The organism is Ligilactobacillus salivarius DSM 20555 = ATCC 11741, from assembly GCF_001435955.1.
Classification (GTDB): Bacteria; Bacillota; Bacilli; order Lactobacillales; family Lactobacillaceae; genus Ligilactobacillus; species Ligilactobacillus salivarius.
On record NZ_AYYT01000002.1, the window covers coordinates 206,228 to 223,609 of the forward strand.

Below are 17,382 nucleotides of genomic sequence, written 5' to 3' on the forward strand. Positions count from 1 at the left end.
CAATTTTTAACTAAAAATTAGTTTTAATGCTTGATTTAGTGTACTTACGCCTACTACTTCAATCTCTTTTGGAGGCATCCAACCATCTAAGTTGTTCTTTGGTAAAAATACTCGCTTAAATCCTAGCTTAGCAGCCTCAACAACACGCTGTTCAATACGATTAACTCGTCTTATTTCACCAGTTAATCCCACTTCCCCTATAAAACAGTCAGTTGGTCTTGTTTCTGCATCGCGATAACTAGAAACTAAACTAACAGCAATGGCTAAATCTATTGCTGGCTCATCTAACTTCACTCCACCAGCAGCCTTCAAATAAGCATCCTGATTTTGCAATAACAAACCAGCTCTTTTTTCAAGTACTGCCATCAGTAACGCAACTCGATTGTGATCTAAACCAGTTGTTGTTCGCTTAGCATTTCCAAATGCAGTCGGTGTTACTAGTGCTTGTAATTCTACCAATATGGGTCTAGTTCCTTCAAGAGAAGCAACGACAGCTGATCCCGTAGCCCCTTTTAATCTTTCTTCTAGAAAAATCTCTGATGGATTAGCAACTTCGCTTAATCCTCCATTTTTCATTTCAAAGATTCCAATTTCATTAGTTGAACCAAATCTATTTTTAACAGCTCGTAAAATTCTAAATGTTCTATGTTGATCTCCCTCAAAATAAAGAACAGTATCTACCATGTGTTCTAAAATTTTAGGCCCTGCAATTGCTCCACCTTTAGTAACATGTCCTACAACAAAGACCGTTATCCCATTAGTTTTCGCAATTTGCATCAAATCTCCAGTTACTTCCCTAATTTGAGAAACACTTCCAACTGCGGCTGTCATTTCTGGCTCCTGCATTGTCTGCACCGAATCGATTACAACAAAATCAGGCTTTAAAAGTTCAATATTTTTTCTAATACTATCCATATCTGTTTCAGGATATAAATATAGCTCAGTTCCATGAACTCCTAAACGATCCGCACGTAATTTAATTTGAGTTGCACTTTCTTCCCCAGAAACATAAAGAACCTTTTTCCCGAGAGTAGATAATTGTCCAGAAACTTGTAGTAATAATGTAGACTTGCCAATACCTGGATCTCCACCAATTAACACTAAAGATCCGGGAACAATTCCGCCGCCTAAAACACGATTCAATTCTTCTAAATTAGTTTTAAATCTTGGAGTTTCTACAGTAGAAACATCATCAATTAATTTAGGTTTCACTGTTGTACCAGAGATACTAACTCTAGGTTGTGCTTTAGTTGTACTTTCCTTTTTCTCTATTTCCTCTACCAAGCTATTCCAAGAACCACAATTAGGGCAACGTCCTAAATAACGTGGAGAGATATATTCACAATTTTGACAAACATATCTTGTCTTAGTTTTCGCCAATACATTCACCTTCCAAACTATTTTCCAGAAGATCCAAATCCACCAGTTCTAGTTTCCTTTCCACCTTCATCATTGTCAGCTACTAAATATGGTAAGAATATACCTTGACCTATTCGATCACCTTTTTTTATTAATTGATCTTTTAGTCCAAAATTAACTAATTGTACAAAAATTTCACCCTCATTATTAGGGTTATTATAATAATCAGCATCTATTATTCCCACACCATTAGGTAAAATTAAACTTCTTTTCAATGGACTACTAGAACGATTAGCTAACATTAAGAACTCATCCTCTTTCATATATGCCTTAATTCCAGTAGGAACTAGAAAAGGTTTTAAACATTTTTGTCCTTCTAATAATTCTGTTTTAGTTATATTTTTTTGTTTATGCAATGTATATAAAATTTTCAAAAAATTAAATTTCCAAATACTAGGTAATAAAAAATCTTCTGCAGCAAAAAAATCATATCCTGCAGCATTCTTTGTCATTCTGACTGGAAGTTTTACTCCACGGTCTTTATATTTACTTACTACTTCAAATCCTCTTTTCATTCTTGTTAATCCTCTCTAACTAATATACTTTCTATTTTATCATACCATTAATTTACTAAAATTAACGTATTTAACAATAAATTTCATTTTAATTAATAAATTTATTCCATCTTAAAATTTTTCGTGTGCTATACTTTCATTGGGAGGGGTTTCTTATGAACTATATATGGAATAATGACACTTTATCACTTCATGATGGTGATACTCTAGTCGCAGAAATTGGTTTTTCAACTATCGATGATGGCAACACATACGTTGTCGAACGAACATGGGTTAGCGATGCTTACAGAGGTCAAGGAATTGCAGGTAAAATTACCACTACATTTATTACAAGAGTCCAAGAAGAAGGTAAAAAATTATTACCTCTTTGCACATATACTAATAAATTTATGCAAAAACATCCTGAGTATGCAGATTTATTAGCTAAAAAATAATTTTCTAATTTTTTTCTAACATTATTATTTATCTTTTAGCTAAACTGTCTTACAATTAAATTAACTTATCTTAAGGAGGGTGATCACTGTGTCTGAAGCAATTAGCAGTGAACAATTATCAAAATTTCATCAATTAATTGAAGATGATCCAAAATCCAGAGTTTTAGAACGTGCAGTTTCTAAAAATGGAATTTTAGCTACAAGTGCTGATTTCCACTCTGAAGTTAATATGGATCCTGTCTTTTCAATTGATCTTGATACAGGAGATGTAGCAAACCAAAAACAATCTGGCCGTTGCTGGATGTTTGCTGCTCTTAATACTATGCGCCATGACTTAAAGAATCGTTTTGGTGTAGCTAAGGACTTTGAACTATCTCAAAGTTATACATTTTTCTGGGATAAGCTAGAAAAATCCAATTATTTCTATGAAAATGTTATTAAAACAGCTTCTCTTCCAACTTCTGATCGTAAAGTAGCTTGGTTAATGACAACACCTCAACAAGATGGTGGTCAATGGGATATGATTACTGCAATCATCAGAAAATATGGTGTAGTTCCTAAGAGTGTAATGCCTGAAAGTTATAACTCTTCAAAATCAAGTGAATTAAATTCTACTCTTAATTTAAAATTACGTAAGGATGCTGTTGATTTACGTGAATTAGTTAATAGTAACGCTAGTTCTGAAGAAATCGCTTCTTTCAAGGAAAAGAAACTTGCTGAAATTTATCGTATCTTAGTTTATACATTGGGTGAACCACCTGTTAAATTTGATTTTGAATATCGTGATTCTGATAATAACTATCATATCGATCAAGATTTAACTCCTCAAACTTTCTTTGAAAAATATGTAAATTGGAATCTTGACGACTATGTATCAATTATTAACGCACCTACTGATGACAAGCCATATAATCATATGTACACTATCGAAATGCTTGGTAATGTCCTAGGTGAACGTGAAGTAAGACACTTAAACGTTGATATGAACACATTCCGTCAAGTAGCAATTAAACAACTTGAATCTGGTGAAAGTGTTTGGTTTGGTTGTGATGTTGGTCAAGAATCTGATCGTAAGAAAGGTATCATGGATACTGAATTGTATCACAAAGATGAACTATTCGATGTTGACTTTTCAATGTCTAAAGCTGAACGCCTAGATTATAGTGAAAGTTTAATGACTCACGCTATGGTATTAACTGGTGTAGATCTAGTTAATGGCACTCCAACTAAATGGAAAGTTGAAAACTCATGGGGAGATAAAGTTGGTACTAAAGGATTCTTCGTTATGAGTAATAACTGGATGGAAGAATATTGTTATCAAGTTGTTGTAAACAAGAAATTCTTACCTGAAGAATTACAAAAAGTTCTTACTGAAGAACCTAAAGTCTTAGCTCCATGGGATCCAATGGGTTCATTAGCTTAGTTTAACTTAAATAGTCATTTAAGAAATTATTTGACAACAACTAAGGTGATTTCTTTTTAATCACCTTATTACATATTTTTAATTCTATCTCTTATCATTAATATAGAGATAAATAAAAGTGATTTAGCAATAATATCACATACAAACATAAAGGCTGTGGATTAACTACAGCAACTGCTATTTCACTGCAAACGAGGTATAGTATGATTATGGAAAGAACAAAACTTATTAATCAAGCACAAACTGATATCAAAGAATTATTAGGGATACTCAATAATTATAAAAAAAAACAATCTGAATTGTTAGATATTATTGATGTTTTAGCACAGGTTTATCGTAAATTACCTGAAACTAAAAATCCTGAAGCATTACTTAATCGATTGGTTAATTACATTCGTAGTGTAGCTTTAGCTGGACGAATTCACTTTCCAACTAATGAAGAAAAATTAATTGCTGATATTGGCGTCTTGGGACAAAGAGCTGGTTTAAATGGTGTCTATATGGCTGACTACTCTGCTAAATCTCAATTCTATAGCATTTTCGAAGAAATTCCTCGTCATTAATTGAAGAATTTTAATTATCGTTAATACTAGGGCAACTTCATATTCTAATGAAGTTGTCTTTTTGTATTTCTAAGTATAAAAAGCTCTATGAAAACTACTAGTTCCTCATAGAGCTTTTTTCCTAACAACAAAAAATTAGTCAACTATATTCAATATTCACGTTAATTTTTTATTTTAATATTTTCTTTGAGATTACTCGAAGTTTATTATCTAATTCATAAATAATTGGTTCAGCATTAGCAACTTCTACGCCATCAATTCCTTCATCGCTAATATTTTCAATATATTTAATCATTGCTCTTAACGTACTTCCATGAGCAATCACAATTTGATTATTTCCATGTAATAACTCAGGTGCTATCTTATCAACCCAATATGGTAGTATTCGATTGTAAGCATCCTTTAAACTTTCTGCACGTGGAATAATTGTAGAAGGATATTTCTTATATTTAGGTTCTTCTATCCTTTCATCCAACATAGGAGGAACGGTATCAAACGATCGTCTCCATAAAGCAACTTGGTGTTTTCCATATTTACGCTTTGTAAATTCTTTATTTAATCCCCTCAATGCTCCATAATGACGTTCGTTTAATCTCCAAGTCTTTTCAAGTGGTATCCATGACTGATTAATTTCATCTAATACAATCATTCCCGTTTTTATAGCTCTCTCTAACAAAGAAGTATGAGCTTTAGTAAAAGTAATCTTTTCTTCTTTTAATTTTTTTCCTGCAACTTTAGCTTGTTCACAACCTTTAATTGTCAATGGAACATCTGACCAACCAGTATAAATATTTGCCTCATTAGCCGTACTTTCCCCATGTCTAAGCAATACAAGCTTAACCAAAATTCATCACTCTCTTATCTATCAGATATTTTGCGTTATTACCATCAATATTGGAACAACAATTAATGATGTTAACGTGGTTTCTGTAACCATTACAGCTGCATATTCCGAATCTGCTCCATATAAGTTAGCTACAACAGGAGCATTCGTCATAACTGGCATCGCTGCTTGTAAAATAAATACTTGTTTCATTAACAAAGGAATATTAGTAGGTGTAACTAGTATGTACATCATTAGAGGAGCTAAAATAAATCTTCCTAATAACAACAAAAGATTATCTTTTCCAATAGAGATTCTATTAAGTCCTGCTTTAGAAATCGAAATACCGATAAAAATCATAGACAATGGTATTGTCAAATTACCTAGATATAATAAATCTGAGTTAACAAATGTCGGTAATTTCACTTTTAACAATACAAAGATAACCCCAACTATAAATCCCAACAATGGAGGTGAAAATATTTTACCTAATGTTCTTTTTAAATCAAAAGCTGTTTTCTTATCACCATCTCTTTGGATTAAGTAAGTACCAATTGTCCAAAAAAATGTTGTATTAGCCATATAATAAATTAATACATAGGGGATACTTTTATTACCAAATAAGGCCATATTAATCGGTAAACCTACAAAAACTGTATTAGAGTTAAAAAACATTGAAGTAAATAAACCCGCATGTTTATCCTGGATTTTAAAAATATGAACAACGGCAAAAGCAATTCCCATCAAAATTAACATCGAAATTACCGGGAATCTCAAATCAGGTATCATTCGTAATAATTCTTTAGCTGAAAATTTACTAACAATTGTCCCCAACATATAACAAGGTAATGATACTTGGGTAACGATTTTAGCAATTAATTTGGTTGATTTATCATCAAACCATCCCTTTTGCTCTAAAAAATATCCCACAGCAATCATTACCAAGATTACTAATACACCGGAGATACTCTGGAAAAATACTGCCATCTAATCACTCTTTCTCTATCCTTAATTAATGAATAGTATAACATACAATTATCATCAATTATTCACCAAATTCTAAAAGAATAGATCCATAAGCTAAACCAGCACCAAAACCTGTTAATAGAACTTTACCTGTTATATTTTCATCTTCAAACTTTCTAGTCAAGGCTAATGGTATTCCAACAGAAGAAGTATTACCACATTCCTTAACATCAGTCGCCACCCTATTTAGAGGAACTTCAATCTCTTTTGATATAATTTCTATCAATCGTAAATTAGCCTGATGAGTTACAACATACGATAAATCTTTGGAGTTCACTTTATTTGTCTCTAAAAACTCCTTAATATGCTTAACTATATCTGTTGTTACAAAATTATAAACTTCTCTTCCATTCTGATAAAAAGCGTCCATACTTGGATAATTATCACTAGATATTTCCTTAAGAGGAGCAATTCTACCACTATGAATAACTTCCTCATTTCCTACCGTAACCAATTTCTCAGATAAATAAATGTTTTCTTTTTCATCATCAGTCGCCTCTACAATTATTCCAGCAGCACCATCGCCAAAGAAAACAGCTGATGTTCTATCCTTAAAATCCATCATTTTAGAATTTGTTTCAGCACTAATTACCATTGCTCGACGATATAAACCTGAAACTAAAAATTTATGGGCTGTACTTAAAGCATAGATAAACCCAGCACAAGCTGCAGAAATATCAAAGGCAAAAGCTGACTTTAAATTTAACTTCTTCTCTACAATAGCTGCTGTAGATGGTGTAATTGCATCTGGAGAGATAGTTGATACAATTAACAAATCTATGTCCTCTGGCTTAAGATTTGCTCTTTCTAGAAGTTTTTTTCCTACTTCAGTAGCTAAATCTGACGTATTTTCATTAAAAGCATAGTACCTTTGCTTAATACCTGTATGACTTTGAATCCACTCATCAGATGTTTTCATAATTTTGCTCAAGTCATCATTTGTCACAACATTATCAGGTAGGTAACCTGCTATAGATACCATTTTTATTCCCTTATTCATAAAGAACCTCACTTTATTTTTAGTCATCAAAATATATTATAAAATAAAAAAGCATAGTAGCCAATATAGACTCCTATGCTCACCTCTGTATGCGGGTAAATGGATTCGAACCATCACGGGCAATAATGCCCACCAGATCCTTAGTCTGACGCGTCTGCCAATTCCGCCATACCCGCGACAACAGAGATAATTATATCAAGTTTAACCCTATTTAGCAAGTGCTTATTCAATTAATTTTAATTTTCCGTGACAATGAGAACATACATATTTGCTAGTATTTATTTTCCTTTGTCGATAATACTTTTTCCCACAATTTTGACAAATATAAATATTTTTATAGCTTGTCTTTAAAGTTGGAGCATATCTTAAACCTCCAACTTTTTTCAACAATATTTTAAAATCTTTATCCCTATGCTGATGCCCATAACCATTAATATGGAGATGATAATGGCATAGTTCGTGTTTAATGACACCTATCAAAGTATCCATATCACATTCTGTTAACATCTTAGGATTAATGTCTATATTATGATTATTTAAAAAATACCGTCCTCCAGTTGTTCTCAACTTACTATTAAACTTTATTTTATGCTTAAAATCTCTATTAAAATAAGAATTAGAAATTTTTCTAGTTAGTTCTAATAGTTCTCTATTATTCATTTGGATTTACCATTGTTAATTGAATTCTCCTTCTATTTAAATCAACATCTTCAACCCAAACAGTAACTATCTGTCCTACAGCAACTACATCTCGTGGATTAGAAACATATTTCTTACTTAGTTTTGATAAATGCACTAGTCCATCTTGTTTTACACCAATATCAACAAATGCTCCAAAATCAACAACATTTCTTACCGTACCCTCTAGTTGCATCCCTGCTTTTAAATCTTCTATTTTTAAAATATCTGATTTCAATAAAGGCATTGGCATACTTTCTCGACCATCGCGCCCTGGTTTCATCAAACTTTTTACAATATCTTTAACAGTTATTACTTCTAATTCATTATCTAGTGCATATCTTTCAACATTAAATTTTGCTAACTTATCGTTTATAGTGTTAGTACCCATATCTTCTTTAGTAATGCCTAGATCCTTTATCAATTTTTCTGCTAGCGGGTAACTTTCTGGATGTATATCTGTATTATCTAGAGACTCATTCCCATCAATAATCCTTAAAAAGCCTGCCGCCTGCTCATAAGCTTTAGGACCTAATCTAGGAACCTTTTTTAACTCTTTTCGATTTTGAAATTTTCCGTTTTCTTCACGATAAAGAATAATATTTTGAGCTGTTGTTTTATTCAATCCAGAAATATAGGTTAGTAATTGGATACTAGCTGTATTCAAATTCACACCAACTTTATTAACTGCAGTTTCAACAGTCGCTTCAACTTCACTATCTAATTGTTTTTGTGGTAAATCATGCTGGTATTGTCCCACACCAATTGATTCAGGATTAATCTTTATTAATTCTGCTAAAGGATCTTGCAATCTTCGAGCTATACTTACGGCCGAACGTTCTTCTACGTTAAAATCCGGGAATTCATCTCTTGCTACTTCACTTGCTGAATATACAGAAGCTCCTGATTCATTTACAATTACGTAATATACTTCTTTATCTATCTTCTTTAAAACTTCTGCTACAAATTTTTCTGATTCTCGACTTGCTGTACCATTCCCAATTGCTATCATGTCAACATTATATCTATTTATCAATGTCTCTAATTTTTCAGCAGCTTCTTTTCTTAATTCAGAATTTGGTTTCTCGCCTTTATGCTTTTCATGTGGATAAATCACATCTTTAACTAAAAATTTTCCAGTCTCGTCAATAATCGCCAACTTACAACCAGTTCTAAATGCTGGATCCATTCCTAAAATAATTTTATTTTTCAAAGGGGCTTGCATTAATAAATTATACAAATTTTCACCAAAAACTTTAATAGCCTCATTTTCGGCTTTTTCAGTTAAAGTTGCTCGAAGCTCTCTTTCAATGGCAGGTTTGATAAATTTTTTATACGCTTCAGTATATGCCATTTCTACATAGTCATTACTTGTACTTTTCTTACTACCAATTATTCTAGAATGTAAATATCTTAGCGCATAATCGTCATCTGTACTTATTTTTACTCGTAAAATTCCTTCTTTTTCACCGCGGTTAATTGCTAGAATTCGATATGATGTTAATTTAGACACTACTTGTTCGAAATCATAGTAATCTTCATAGGTACCATTTTCATCTTTCTTACTATCTTTTTCCTTAGCAATTAATACTCCTTTTCTAGACATTTGCTTTCGCACCCAATCTCTTAATTGTGCTTCTTCACCAAATGCTTCTGCTAAAATATCAACAGCACCATTTAAGGCAACTTCTTCATCAGGTACTTCTTTATTAAGATACTTCTTAGCTTCTACCATTGGCGCATCGCTATTTACTCTCAATAACCACTTAGCTAATGGTTCTAATCCATTTGCAACTGCCTTTTGTGCTTTAGTTTTTCTTTTCTTCTTATAAGGTAAATAAATATCTTCGACCTCTTGAAGAGTACTTGCATTATTTATTTTATTTCTTATATCTTCTGTAAGTTTATTCTGTTCTGAAATTTTCTTAAGAACTTCACTCTTACGTGTTTCTATCTTTTCATTTCTTTGATAAGTTACTTGGATTTCTCTTAATTGGACTTCATCTAAACTTCCAGTTAGTTCTTTTCTATATCTAGCTATAAAAGGAATAGTATTTCCTTCTTCTAGCAATTCAATTACTTTTTCTATTTTTTTAGGATTATACTTTAATTCAGCATTAGTTAATTTTAAAACTTTTTTATCCATCGATACTTTCCTTTCTCATAATAAAAAAGTTAGGCTTGTCTTAGAACTTACCTAACTTTTAAAAAACATCTATTTCCAAAATGTATCGTATACATTAATTGGCATATGACGTTTATGTTCTGTTTTTAAGAACCAATTTTCAATTTTTTCTGCTACATTATCAGCTACTTCTTTACCTTCTAGATAATCATCAATATCGTTATAAGTAACACCTAAGGCAACTTCATCAGGTAAGGCTGGTCTATCTTCTTCCAAATCAGCAGTTGGAACTTTCTTGTATAAATGTTCAGGTGCATTCAATAATTCTAACATCGCTCTTCCTTGACGTTTATCTAAACGCCAAAGTGGAGTAATATCTGCACCACCATCACCATACTTAGTATAGAAACCTGTAATTGCTTCAGCTGCATGATCTGTACCTACCACTGCTCCTGAAACAGCACCAGCAATTCCATATTGAGCAATCATTCTTTCACGTGCCTTAATATTACCCTTATTAAAGTCACTAATTTCAAGTCCATTTTCTTCGATACTTTGAACCATTGCATCAGCTGCTTGTTTTATATTTACTCTAACAGTCTTATCAGCTTGCATAAATTCAATTGCATCCATAGCATCTTGTTCATCAGCTTGATCTCCATAAGGTAATCGTACAGCAATAAATTGATAAACATCGTCGCCTGTTTCTTCACGCAATTCAGAAATCGCTATTTGAGATAACTTTCCAGCTAAGGTAGAATCTTGTCCACCAGATATTCCCAACACTAATGCTTTTAGAAATGGATGTTTTTTCAAATAATCTTTTAGAAAATCTACTGAACGACGAATTTCTTCTTCCGCATTAATTTCTGGCTTTACTTTCAATTCGTTGATAATTCTCTCTTGTAAAGGGCGCATAATTAAACCTTCTTCTCTTTTAAATTTTACCACTATTAATTTTTTCATGAATATCATGGATTATCTTCATCTTATTATCATAACAATCTTTAGATAAATCAACAGGATATTCTTGTGGATTCAATTCTCGACGATATTCTTCCCACAAACTATCCAATCTTTCATGGGCATATTGTTTAATTTCATTCAAGGATGGCAAGTCATATACTTGTTCACCATCAACAAAAATATCTTTTAATAAAGGTCTTGCAGTAAAATCTTTGACTTTCTTGTTAATGTAAGTATATTGAGGATGGAACATGTATAATTCTTCTTCATTACGTGGATCTTCATACCATAAAGCAACGTAATCTCCTTCAGACTTTCCATCAGCCTTCTTATTAATTCTCCATACTTGCTTACGACCAGGTGTAGAAACCTTGCTAGCATTACTTGAAATCTTAATAGTATCTTCCATTTCACCATTTTCATCTTCAATGGCTACCATCTTATATACCGCACCTAAGGCTGGTTGGTCATAAGCTGTTATTAACTTAGTACCTACACCCCAAACACTAATCTTAGCACCTTGCATTTTCAAGTTCATGATTGTTTTTTCATCTAGGTCATTTGAAGCATATATTTTAGCATCTTTAAATCCTGCTTCATCTAATTGTTCGCGCACACGTTTAGATATATAAGCCATGTCACCAGAGTCTATTCTTACACCTAAGAAATTAATCTTATCGCCCATTTCTTTAGCGACTCTGATAGCATTTGGAACACCACTCTTCAATGTATCATATGTATCTACTAAGAATACACAATCTTTATGTGTAGTTGCATATGCTTTAAATGCTTCATAATCATTACGATATGCTTGTACGAGTGCATGAGCATGGGTACCACTAGCAGGAATACCAAAAATCTTTCCTGCACGTACATTACTTGTAGCATCAAAACCACCAATATAAGCTGCTCTTGTTCCCCAGATGGCTGCATCTAGTTCTTGAGCACGTCTAGTACCAAATTCCATTAAAGCATCATTTCCAACTACAGAACGAATTCTAGCAGCTTTAGTTGCTATCAAAGTTTGATAATTTACAATATTTAAAATAGCAGTCTCAACTAACTGACAATCTACCAAAGGACCCTCAACTTGAATTAATGGTTCTTTGTTAAAAACGACTTCTCCTTCAACAACAGAACGAATTGTAGCAGTAAATTTGAAATTTCTAAGATAATCAATAAAATCATCTTTGTAACCAACTTCATCCCGTAAGTATTCCAAATCTGTCTCAGTAAATTTCAACTTATTGATATAGGAAACAAGTCGTTCCAAACCAGCAAAAATAGCATAACCATTATCAAAAGGCAAATCTCTAAAGAAAACTTCAAAAATTGCTTTTTTCTGGTCAATACCCTTTCTCCAATATGTCTCAATCATATTTAATTGATACAAATCAGTATGTAAAGTATAACTATCATCTGGTAATATTTTTTTCATAACTCTATGTCCTCCTCAGTTACTATGAACTGGGTTATATTTTCATACAAAATGTACGAATTACTAATTTAACTTTTATTTTATCACTTTTAGTAAATATCGTCTAAAAATATTGTATAATTAATTTAAATTCTATTTGAAAGAGGATTCTATGTTTAATAAATCAAAACTCGTAAATATCTTAGGAATTAATTTTCTGTCAATAACTAACAAGCAGTTTGTAGATCAATTAAAAACTGACTCTAATCTTCACTTGAATCGTTTTGTAGTTACTGCTAATCCTGAGATTGTACTTGCTGCTAGAAAAGATAAAGAATATGCTAATATTATAAACTCTGCAGACTATGTTGTAGCTGATGGTATTGGAATTATTAAAGGAGCTAAAATTCTTAAAAAACCTCTTCCTGAAAGAGTTACAGGTTATGATACCATGCTCTCCTTACTTTCTTGGGCAAACTATAAACACAAAAAAATTTACTTTTTAGGAGCTAAACCTGAAGTTGCACAGACATTATCTTCAAAAATTAAGGAAACTTACCCAGAAATCCATATTGCTGGAATCAATGATGGTTATTTTAAAGATGATAGCTATATTGTCGAAACAATAAAGAATAGTAACCCAGATATTATTTTTGTAGCACTAGGATTTCCTAAGCAAGAATTTTTTATTAACAAGTATCGCCATATTTCTGATTCTATTTGGATGGGAGTCGGTGGTAGTTTCGATGTCCTAGCCGGATACTCAAAACGTGCACCAATTTTTTGGCAAAAACACCATTTAGAATGGTTTTATCGTCTTCTTCAAGAACCTCAACGAATAATTAGAATGATGGCTCTACCTAAATACATGTTACTCATATACAGAGAAAAATTCTTAAAAAAATAAGTTAGTATACTAAAAATGGCTTAAAATCATGTTACTCACAACATTGATTCTAAGCCATTATTTTATTGCTACACTATTTTTCTAAATAAAATTCGTACCTATCACCTGCATATTGGGTACGTACATACTCAAAAGGACTTCCATCTTGTAAGAAAGAAACTTGTCTTAACCTTAAAATAGCATCACCTTTCTTTAATTGTAAAAAGTCCGCTATTCTTTCTGAAGCTAACATAGCAGATACCGTTTGTTGAGCATGACCAATAATTAACCCATTTTCTTCTAGAGTTCTATATAAAGATGAAGTAATCTGAGTTTTGTCATAATCCTTTACCAATTCTAATGGTACTGTGGCCACTTCAAAACAAATAGGCACATCATCAGCAAATCTAATTCTTTCCATCCTTAAGACTTTCTGATTATCATCTAAATTCAATTTTTCACTTTCACTTAGTGAGGGAATAGTAATTAAATAAGAGACGGTTTTACTAGTTGGTACTTTTCCTTGAGCTTCTGTAATTTCTGTAAAACTCGTAATTCCAGACATTTTTTCCTGAACTTTTTTTCTTGCTACAAAAGTTCCTGAGCCAATTTTTCTCTCAAGGATTCCTTCGTCCACTAAAGTTTGAATAGCTTGACGTAAAGTCATTCTACTAACAGAAAAATTTTCAGCTAATTCTCTTTCTGATGGAATCTTTTCTCCTATTTTCCACTTGCTAGCTTCTATATCCTTTTTTATTTGATTATGAATCTGTATATAAACAGGTGATACCATCTTATATCCCCCTCTCTATCCTTTATCTTTTGAAATTGTTGCATCTACTCCTTTAACAATAGAAGTCATAAACCCAGCTTCTTCCATTGCTAATAATCCAGCTACTGTTGTTCCACCAGGAGAGGAAACATCATCTACTAATTCCCATGGTGTTTTATCTGATTTCAACACTTTTAATGCACTTCCTAAAACAGCTTGTGCAGCTATTTGAGTTGCTTTTTGCTTATTTAATCCATATTTAACACCTGAACGTGCTAAACTATCAATAAAGAAGTATACAAAGGCTGGAGAACTTCCAGCTAAAGCTACGAATGTACTAAAGTCTTTTTCTTCAATTTCCGCAACTTTACCTATCTTTTCGAATAATTCTCTTACAAGTTGGTAATCTTCATCACTTACATTATCATTCTTATGTAAAGCTGTCATTCCTTCACCTATCTCTACATTAACGTTAGGCATTGTTCTTACTATTTTTACATCTTTACTTCCTAGTGTATCCTCTAACTCAGCTACAGATACACCTGTTACAACAGATACTAGGACTGGGTTGTGAGTTAGAACTGAATCTTTTACTTCCTTTAATACTTTTTCTACTACAATTGGTTTTACTGCTAAGAAAACAACATCTGATTTTTCAATAACTTCACTATTACTTTCACAAGCAGATACTCCAGTTTTTTGACTATATACTTCATAATTGGATTTATGTGCACTATGAATAAAAATATTCTTTGCTTCTACACCCTTACTCATTAGACCTTCAATTATGGCCTTTGCCATATTCCCTACACCTATGAAACCAATCTTCATAATCTCAACCATCCTTTGCTTTACAGTAATAATAAATGTAATAAAAAAACGCAAATCATCAACATGATCTGCGCTAGAATTGGGGTAGCTGGATTCGAACCAGCGCATGAAGGAGTCAAAGTCCTTTGCCTTACCGCTTGGCTATACCCCAATAAATTAAAGGGCGAAAGATGGGATTCGAACCCACGCATGCCGGAGCCACAATCCGGTGTGTTAACCCCTTCACCACTTTCGCCATATATGGCAGGGATAGTAGGAATTGAACCCACACCGACGGTTTTGGAGACCGTAGTTCTACCTTTAAACTATATCCCTATTATAAAAAATGGAAGGGAGTGGATTCGAACCACCGAACCCGAAGGAGCGGATTTACAGTCCGCCGCGTTTAGCCAGACTTCGCTACCCTTCCATAANTGGTGGAAGGGAGTGGATTCGAACCACCGAACCCGAAGGAGCGGATTTACAGTCCGCCGCGTTTAGCCAGACTTCGCTACCCTTCCATATTTCTTGAATATGTACATCACATATCCGACTTAATTATCATACATGTTTTTTGATAAAAAAGCAAGAGAATATTCAAAAAAAATAATAATTTTTTTATTCCAGTAAAAAAGAGTCTAGCATATTTACTAGACTCTTCTAAACTAATTTTATAAAACACCTGACATTAACTTTTCAATCTTAGGTACAAAGAATAACAAAATAATACCAAATGCAATTGTAATAGCACCAACTACACCATAATACATAACTTCTGTACCATGACTATACAATTTAACTATTTGTGCATTGATAGCTTGTGCTGCAGCATCACCTAAGAACCACATACTCATCATTTGTGATTGGAATGCTTTAGGTGCCAATTTAGTAGTTACTGATAATCCAATTGGTGAGATATTCATTTCACCAATGATTACTAAAGCCCAACTAATAATCAACCAGAATGGGCTAACTAACTTATCAGTTCCAAATAACATTCCTGGTAACATCATCCACATAAATGATAACCCTGCAAAGAATAAACCTATTGAGAATTTCATTGGTGATGATGGTTGTTTGCTCCCTAATTTTACCCATAACCATGCAAAGAATGGTACGTAGATGATAATGAATAATGGATTCATACTTTGGAATAAACTAGGTGCAAAGTGGAATCCAAACAATGATAATCTTGTTTGTTCACCAGCAAATAAAGCTAAAACAACTGAACCTTGTTCTTCAATTGACCAGAATAAAACTGAGGCAATGAATAAAGGTATATATGCCAATACACGTGAACGTTCTACCTTAGTTATTTTTCTACTACTTAGCATTAACACAAAATAGTAAATTGGAATTAATACAGCAATAATAGAAATTAAATTGATAATATTAGTAATATTTAGTGCATTCAATAAATTCATAATTATTAATATTAATGCAATTGCAGCAATACCAATAACTGTTTTTGTAAGTAAACCTTTTAATTCATCAGATTCAATTGGATCTGTAGGATATAAACTATCTTTTGATAAGTATTTTCTACCATCTAACCAATATTGTAATAAACCAAAGAACATACCAATAGCTGCTAAAGAAAAACCTAAATGGAAGTTAACGTTAAATCCTAATTGCCCAACAACAATTGGTGAAACCAAGGCACCAACGTTAATACCAAAAACAAAAATATTAAACCCAGCATCTCTACGAGGGTCATTTGAAGAATACAAACTACCAACCATTTCTGATACATTAGGTTTTAATAAGCCAGTACCCAAAACAATCAAGATAATTGATAAGAGCAAAGCTCCCTTACCATATGGTGTTGATAATGCAATATGACCTAGCATTATTAATACACCACCGATAAATACTGTACGGCGACTTCCTAAAATTCTATCACTTATGAAACCACCAATAACACTAGATAAGTATACAAGCGATCCATATATAGCCATGATAGAAGCAGCTGTGGTCTTATCAATTCCTAGACCACCATCGGATACGGAATAGTACATATAGAATAGTAAAATGGCACGCATACCATAGTAACTAAACCGTTCCCACATTTCAGTAAAGAACAAAGTTGATAATCCACGAGGATGACCAAAGAAAGCTTTGTCCATTGATTCTGAATTCATAAATTAAATTCCTCCAAACTTAAGTGATGTAATTTTTTATACATCACTTTGTCTTTTTTATAATTAATTTCGAATAAAATTAAAAATAACGACATATATAATTATAAGTTACCTTAATAAAAAGGTCAATATCCTTAATATTTTAAAGATTTTTTTAATGAATATGAAAATATATTTTTGCATATTTATTATTTACTAATTAAAATATTATGGTATTAAAAAAAAGGAGCATATCTGCTCCTTAAATCTATATAGCAATTTCCTACCCTCGCAAGAGGCGTTCCTCTAACTACTCTCGGCGTTACGAAGCTTAACTTCTGTGTTCGGAATGGGAACAGGTGTATCCTTCGTGCCATCATCACCGCACTATTTACTTGAGATTTT

At 32.5% G+C, this 17,382-nt stretch carries 16 protein-coding genes, 6 tRNA genes and 1 rRNA gene; 4 read left to right on the forward strand and 19 right to left on the reverse strand.

Translation table 11 applies throughout. The features are described from left to right. Positions 1–6: 6 nt before the first annotated feature. Both radA and FC55_RS02180 read right to left on the reverse strand, forming a co-directional pair. The gene (radA, locus tag FC55_RS02175; RefSeq protein ID WP_035149896.1) at positions 7–1,380 is read right to left on the reverse strand and encodes a DNA repair protein RadA; all 1,374 of its coding nucleotides are present in this window, start codon (positions 1,378–1,380) and stop codon (positions 7–9) included. A 17-nt stretch (positions 1,381–1,397) separates the two neighbouring features. Next, positions 1,398–1,934 carry a dCTP deaminase/dUTPase family protein gene (locus FC55_RS02180; protein WP_003700690.1) on the reverse strand — a complete coding sequence of 179 codons (537 nt, stop codon included), beginning with the start codon at positions 1,932–1,934 and terminating at the stop codon, positions 1,398–1,400. A 155-nt stretch (positions 1,935–2,089) separates the two neighbouring features. On the opposite strand from FC55_RS02180, the gene FC55_RS02185 reads away from it, so the two are divergent. The 3 genes from FC55_RS02185 to FC55_RS02195 all read left to right on the forward strand — a co-directional run bounded on the left by FC55_RS02185 (position 2,090) and on the right by FC55_RS02195 (position 4,354). Further along, entirely contained in the window at positions 2,090–2,368 is a 279-nt protein-coding gene (locus FC55_RS02185; protein WP_003702618.1) for a GNAT family N-acetyltransferase, read from the forward strand. An 88-nt stretch (positions 2,369–2,456) separates the two neighbouring features. Continuing rightward, positions 2,457–3,791 carry a C1 family peptidase gene (locus FC55_RS02190; RefSeq protein WP_003700692.1) on the forward strand — a complete coding sequence of 445 codons (1,335 nt, stop codon included), beginning with the start codon at positions 2,457–2,459 and terminating at the stop codon, positions 3,789–3,791. Between the two features lie 203 nt (positions 3,792–3,994). Then, complete coding sequence (locus FC55_RS02195; RefSeq protein WP_003700693.1) at positions 3,995–4,354, forward strand: bacteriocin immunity protein; 360 nt, start codon at positions 3,995–3,997, stop codon at positions 4,352–4,354. A gap of 169 nt (positions 4,355–4,523) precedes the next feature. On the opposite strand, the gene FC55_RS02200 is transcribed toward FC55_RS02195, so the two are convergent. The 8 genes from FC55_RS02200 to FC55_RS02235 form a co-directional block, all read right to left on the reverse strand. Further along, positions 4,524–5,198: a 2,3-bisphosphoglycerate-dependent phosphoglycerate mutase gene (locus tag FC55_RS02200; RefSeq protein WP_003700694.1), complete on the reverse strand. Its 675-nt coding sequence runs from the start codon at positions 5,196–5,198 to the stop codon at positions 4,524–4,526. A gap of 21 nt (positions 5,199–5,219) precedes the next feature. Further along, positions 5,220–6,164 (reverse strand): AEC family transporter, encoded by a 945-nt coding sequence (locus FC55_RS02205; RefSeq protein ID WP_003700695.1) that lies wholly within the window; start codon positions 6,162–6,164, stop codon positions 5,220–5,222. Positions 6,165–6,222: 58 nt separating this feature from the next. Beyond that, positions 6,223–7,203 (reverse strand): beta-ketoacyl-ACP synthase III, encoded by a 981-nt coding sequence (locus tag FC55_RS02210; protein ID WP_035149899.1) that lies wholly within the window; start codon positions 7,201–7,203, stop codon positions 6,223–6,225. Positions 7,204–7,293: 90 nt separating this feature from the next. After that, positions 7,294–7,379 (reverse strand) — tRNA-Leu (locus FC55_RS02215). 46 nt (positions 7,380–7,425) lie between these two features. Continuing rightward, a complete protein-coding gene (locus FC55_RS02220) occupies positions 7,426–7,863 on the reverse strand; it encodes a SprT family protein (RefSeq protein WP_003700699.1) in 438 nt (145 codons plus the stop codon). Beyond that, positions 7,856–10,027, reverse strand: coding sequence for a Tex family protein (locus tag FC55_RS02225; protein ID WP_003700700.1), 2,172 nt, complete (start codon positions 10,025–10,027; stop codon positions 7,856–7,858). Before FC55_RS02225 ends, FC55_RS02220 begins: the two co-directional genes overlap by 8 nt. A gap of 69 nt (positions 10,028–10,096) precedes the next feature. Then, positions 10,097–10,924, reverse strand: coding sequence for an ammonia-dependent NAD(+) synthetase (nadE, locus tag FC55_RS02230; RefSeq protein WP_035149939.1), 828 nt, complete (start codon positions 10,922–10,924; stop codon positions 10,097–10,099). Between the two features lie 19 nt (positions 10,925–10,943). Further along, a complete protein-coding gene (locus tag FC55_RS02235) occupies positions 10,944–12,410 on the reverse strand; it encodes a nicotinate phosphoribosyltransferase (protein WP_003700702.1) in 1,467 nt (488 codons plus the stop codon). A 151-nt stretch (positions 12,411–12,561) separates the two neighbouring features. Here FC55_RS02235 and FC55_RS02240 point away from each other — a divergent pair, with 151 nt between their 5' ends. Continuing rightward, on the forward strand, positions 12,562–13,296 hold the full coding sequence (locus tag FC55_RS02240; protein WP_003700703.1) for a WecB/TagA/CpsF family glycosyltransferase: 735 nt from the start codon (positions 12,562–12,564) through the stop codon (positions 13,294–13,296). Positions 13,297–13,369: 73 nt separating this feature from the next. Here the strand turns inward: FC55_RS02240 and FC55_RS02245 are convergent, their stop codons facing one another. The 9 genes from FC55_RS02245 to rrf all read right to left on the reverse strand — a co-directional run bounded on the left by FC55_RS02245 (position 13,370) and on the right by rrf (position 17,364). Beyond that, positions 13,370–14,068: a GntR family transcriptional regulator gene (locus FC55_RS02245; RefSeq protein ID WP_003700704.1), complete on the reverse strand. Its 699-nt coding sequence runs from the start codon at positions 14,066–14,068 to the stop codon at positions 13,370–13,372. Between the two features lie 15 nt (positions 14,069–14,083). Next, positions 14,084–14,878 (reverse strand): pyrroline-5-carboxylate reductase, encoded by a 795-nt coding sequence (gene proC, locus FC55_RS02250; RefSeq protein WP_035149955.1) that lies wholly within the window; start codon positions 14,876–14,878, stop codon positions 14,084–14,086. A gap of 79 nt (positions 14,879–14,957) precedes the next feature. After that, a tRNA-Gln gene (locus FC55_RS02255) sits at positions 14,958–15,029 on the reverse strand. Between the two features lie 11 nt (positions 15,030–15,040). Next, positions 15,041–15,113: transfer RNA gene (locus tag FC55_RS02260), tRNA-His, on the reverse strand. A gap of 6 nt (positions 15,114–15,119) precedes the next feature. Continuing rightward, a tRNA-Trp gene (locus FC55_RS02265) sits at positions 15,120–15,193 on the reverse strand. Positions 15,194–15,204: 11 nt separating this feature from the next. Beyond that, a tRNA-Tyr gene (locus FC55_RS02270) sits at positions 15,205–15,287 on the reverse strand. Positions 15,288–15,292: 5 nt separating this feature from the next. Then, a tRNA-Tyr gene (locus FC55_RS02275) sits at positions 15,293–15,378 on the reverse strand. A gap of 150 nt (positions 15,379–15,528) precedes the next feature. Further along, on the reverse strand, positions 15,529–16,998 hold the full coding sequence (locus tag FC55_RS02280) for a peptide MFS transporter (protein ID WP_003700706.1): 1,470 nt from the start codon (positions 16,996–16,998) through the stop codon (positions 15,529–15,531). Between the two features lie 249 nt (positions 16,999–17,247). Continuing rightward, positions 17,248–17,364 (reverse strand): 5S ribosomal RNA (gene rrf, locus FC55_RS02285). Positions 17,365–17,382 lie beyond the last annotated feature (18 nt).

Bases quoted from the DNA above. Each gene is read 5' to 3' on its own strand.
- FC55_RS02180 (WP_003700690.1), bottom strand. From the start codon at position 1,934: ATGAAAAGAGGATTTGAAGTAGTAAGTAAATATAAAGACCGTGGAGTA.
- FC55_RS02185 (WP_003702618.1), top strand. From the start codon at position 2,090: ATGAACTATATATGGAATAATGACACTTTATCACTTCATGATGGTGAT.
- FC55_RS02195 (WP_003700693.1), top strand. From the start codon at position 3,995: ATGATTATGGAAAGAACAAAACTTATTAATCAAGCACAAACTGATATC.
- FC55_RS02205 (WP_003700695.1), bottom strand. From the start codon at position 6,164: ATGGCAGTATTTTTCCAGAGTATCTCCGGTGTATTAGTAATCTTGGTA.
- FC55_RS02210 (WP_035149899.1), bottom strand. From the start codon at position 7,203: ATGAATAAGGGAATAAAAATGGTATCTATAGCAGGTTACCTACCTGAT.
- FC55_RS02220 (WP_003700699.1), bottom strand. From the start codon at position 7,863: ATGAATAATAGAGAACTATTAGAACTAACTAGAAAAATTTCTAATTCT.
- FC55_RS02225 (WP_003700700.1), bottom strand. From the start codon at position 10,027: ATGGATAAAAAAGTTTTAAAATTAACTAATGCTGAATTAAAGTATAAT.
- nadE (WP_035149939.1), bottom strand. From the start codon at position 10,924: ATGCGCCCTTTACAAGAGAGAATTATCAACGAATTGAAAGTAAAGCCA.
- FC55_RS02235 (WP_003700702.1), bottom strand. From the start codon at position 12,410: ATGAAAAAAATATTACCAGATGATAGTTATACTTTACATACTGATTTG.
- FC55_RS02240 (WP_003700703.1), top strand. From the start codon at position 12,562: ATGTTTAATAAATCAAAACTCGTAAATATCTTAGGAATTAATTTTCTG.
- FC55_RS02245 (WP_003700704.1), bottom strand. From the start codon at position 14,068: ATGGTATCACCTGTTTATATACAGATTCATAATCAAATAAAAAAGGAT.
- proC (WP_035149955.1), bottom strand. From the start codon at position 14,878: ATGAAGATTGGTTTCATAGGTGTAGGGAATATGGCAAAGGCCATAATT.
- FC55_RS02280 (WP_003700706.1), bottom strand. From the start codon at position 16,998: ATGAATTCAGAATCAATGGACAAAGCTTTCTTTGGTCATCCTCGTGGA.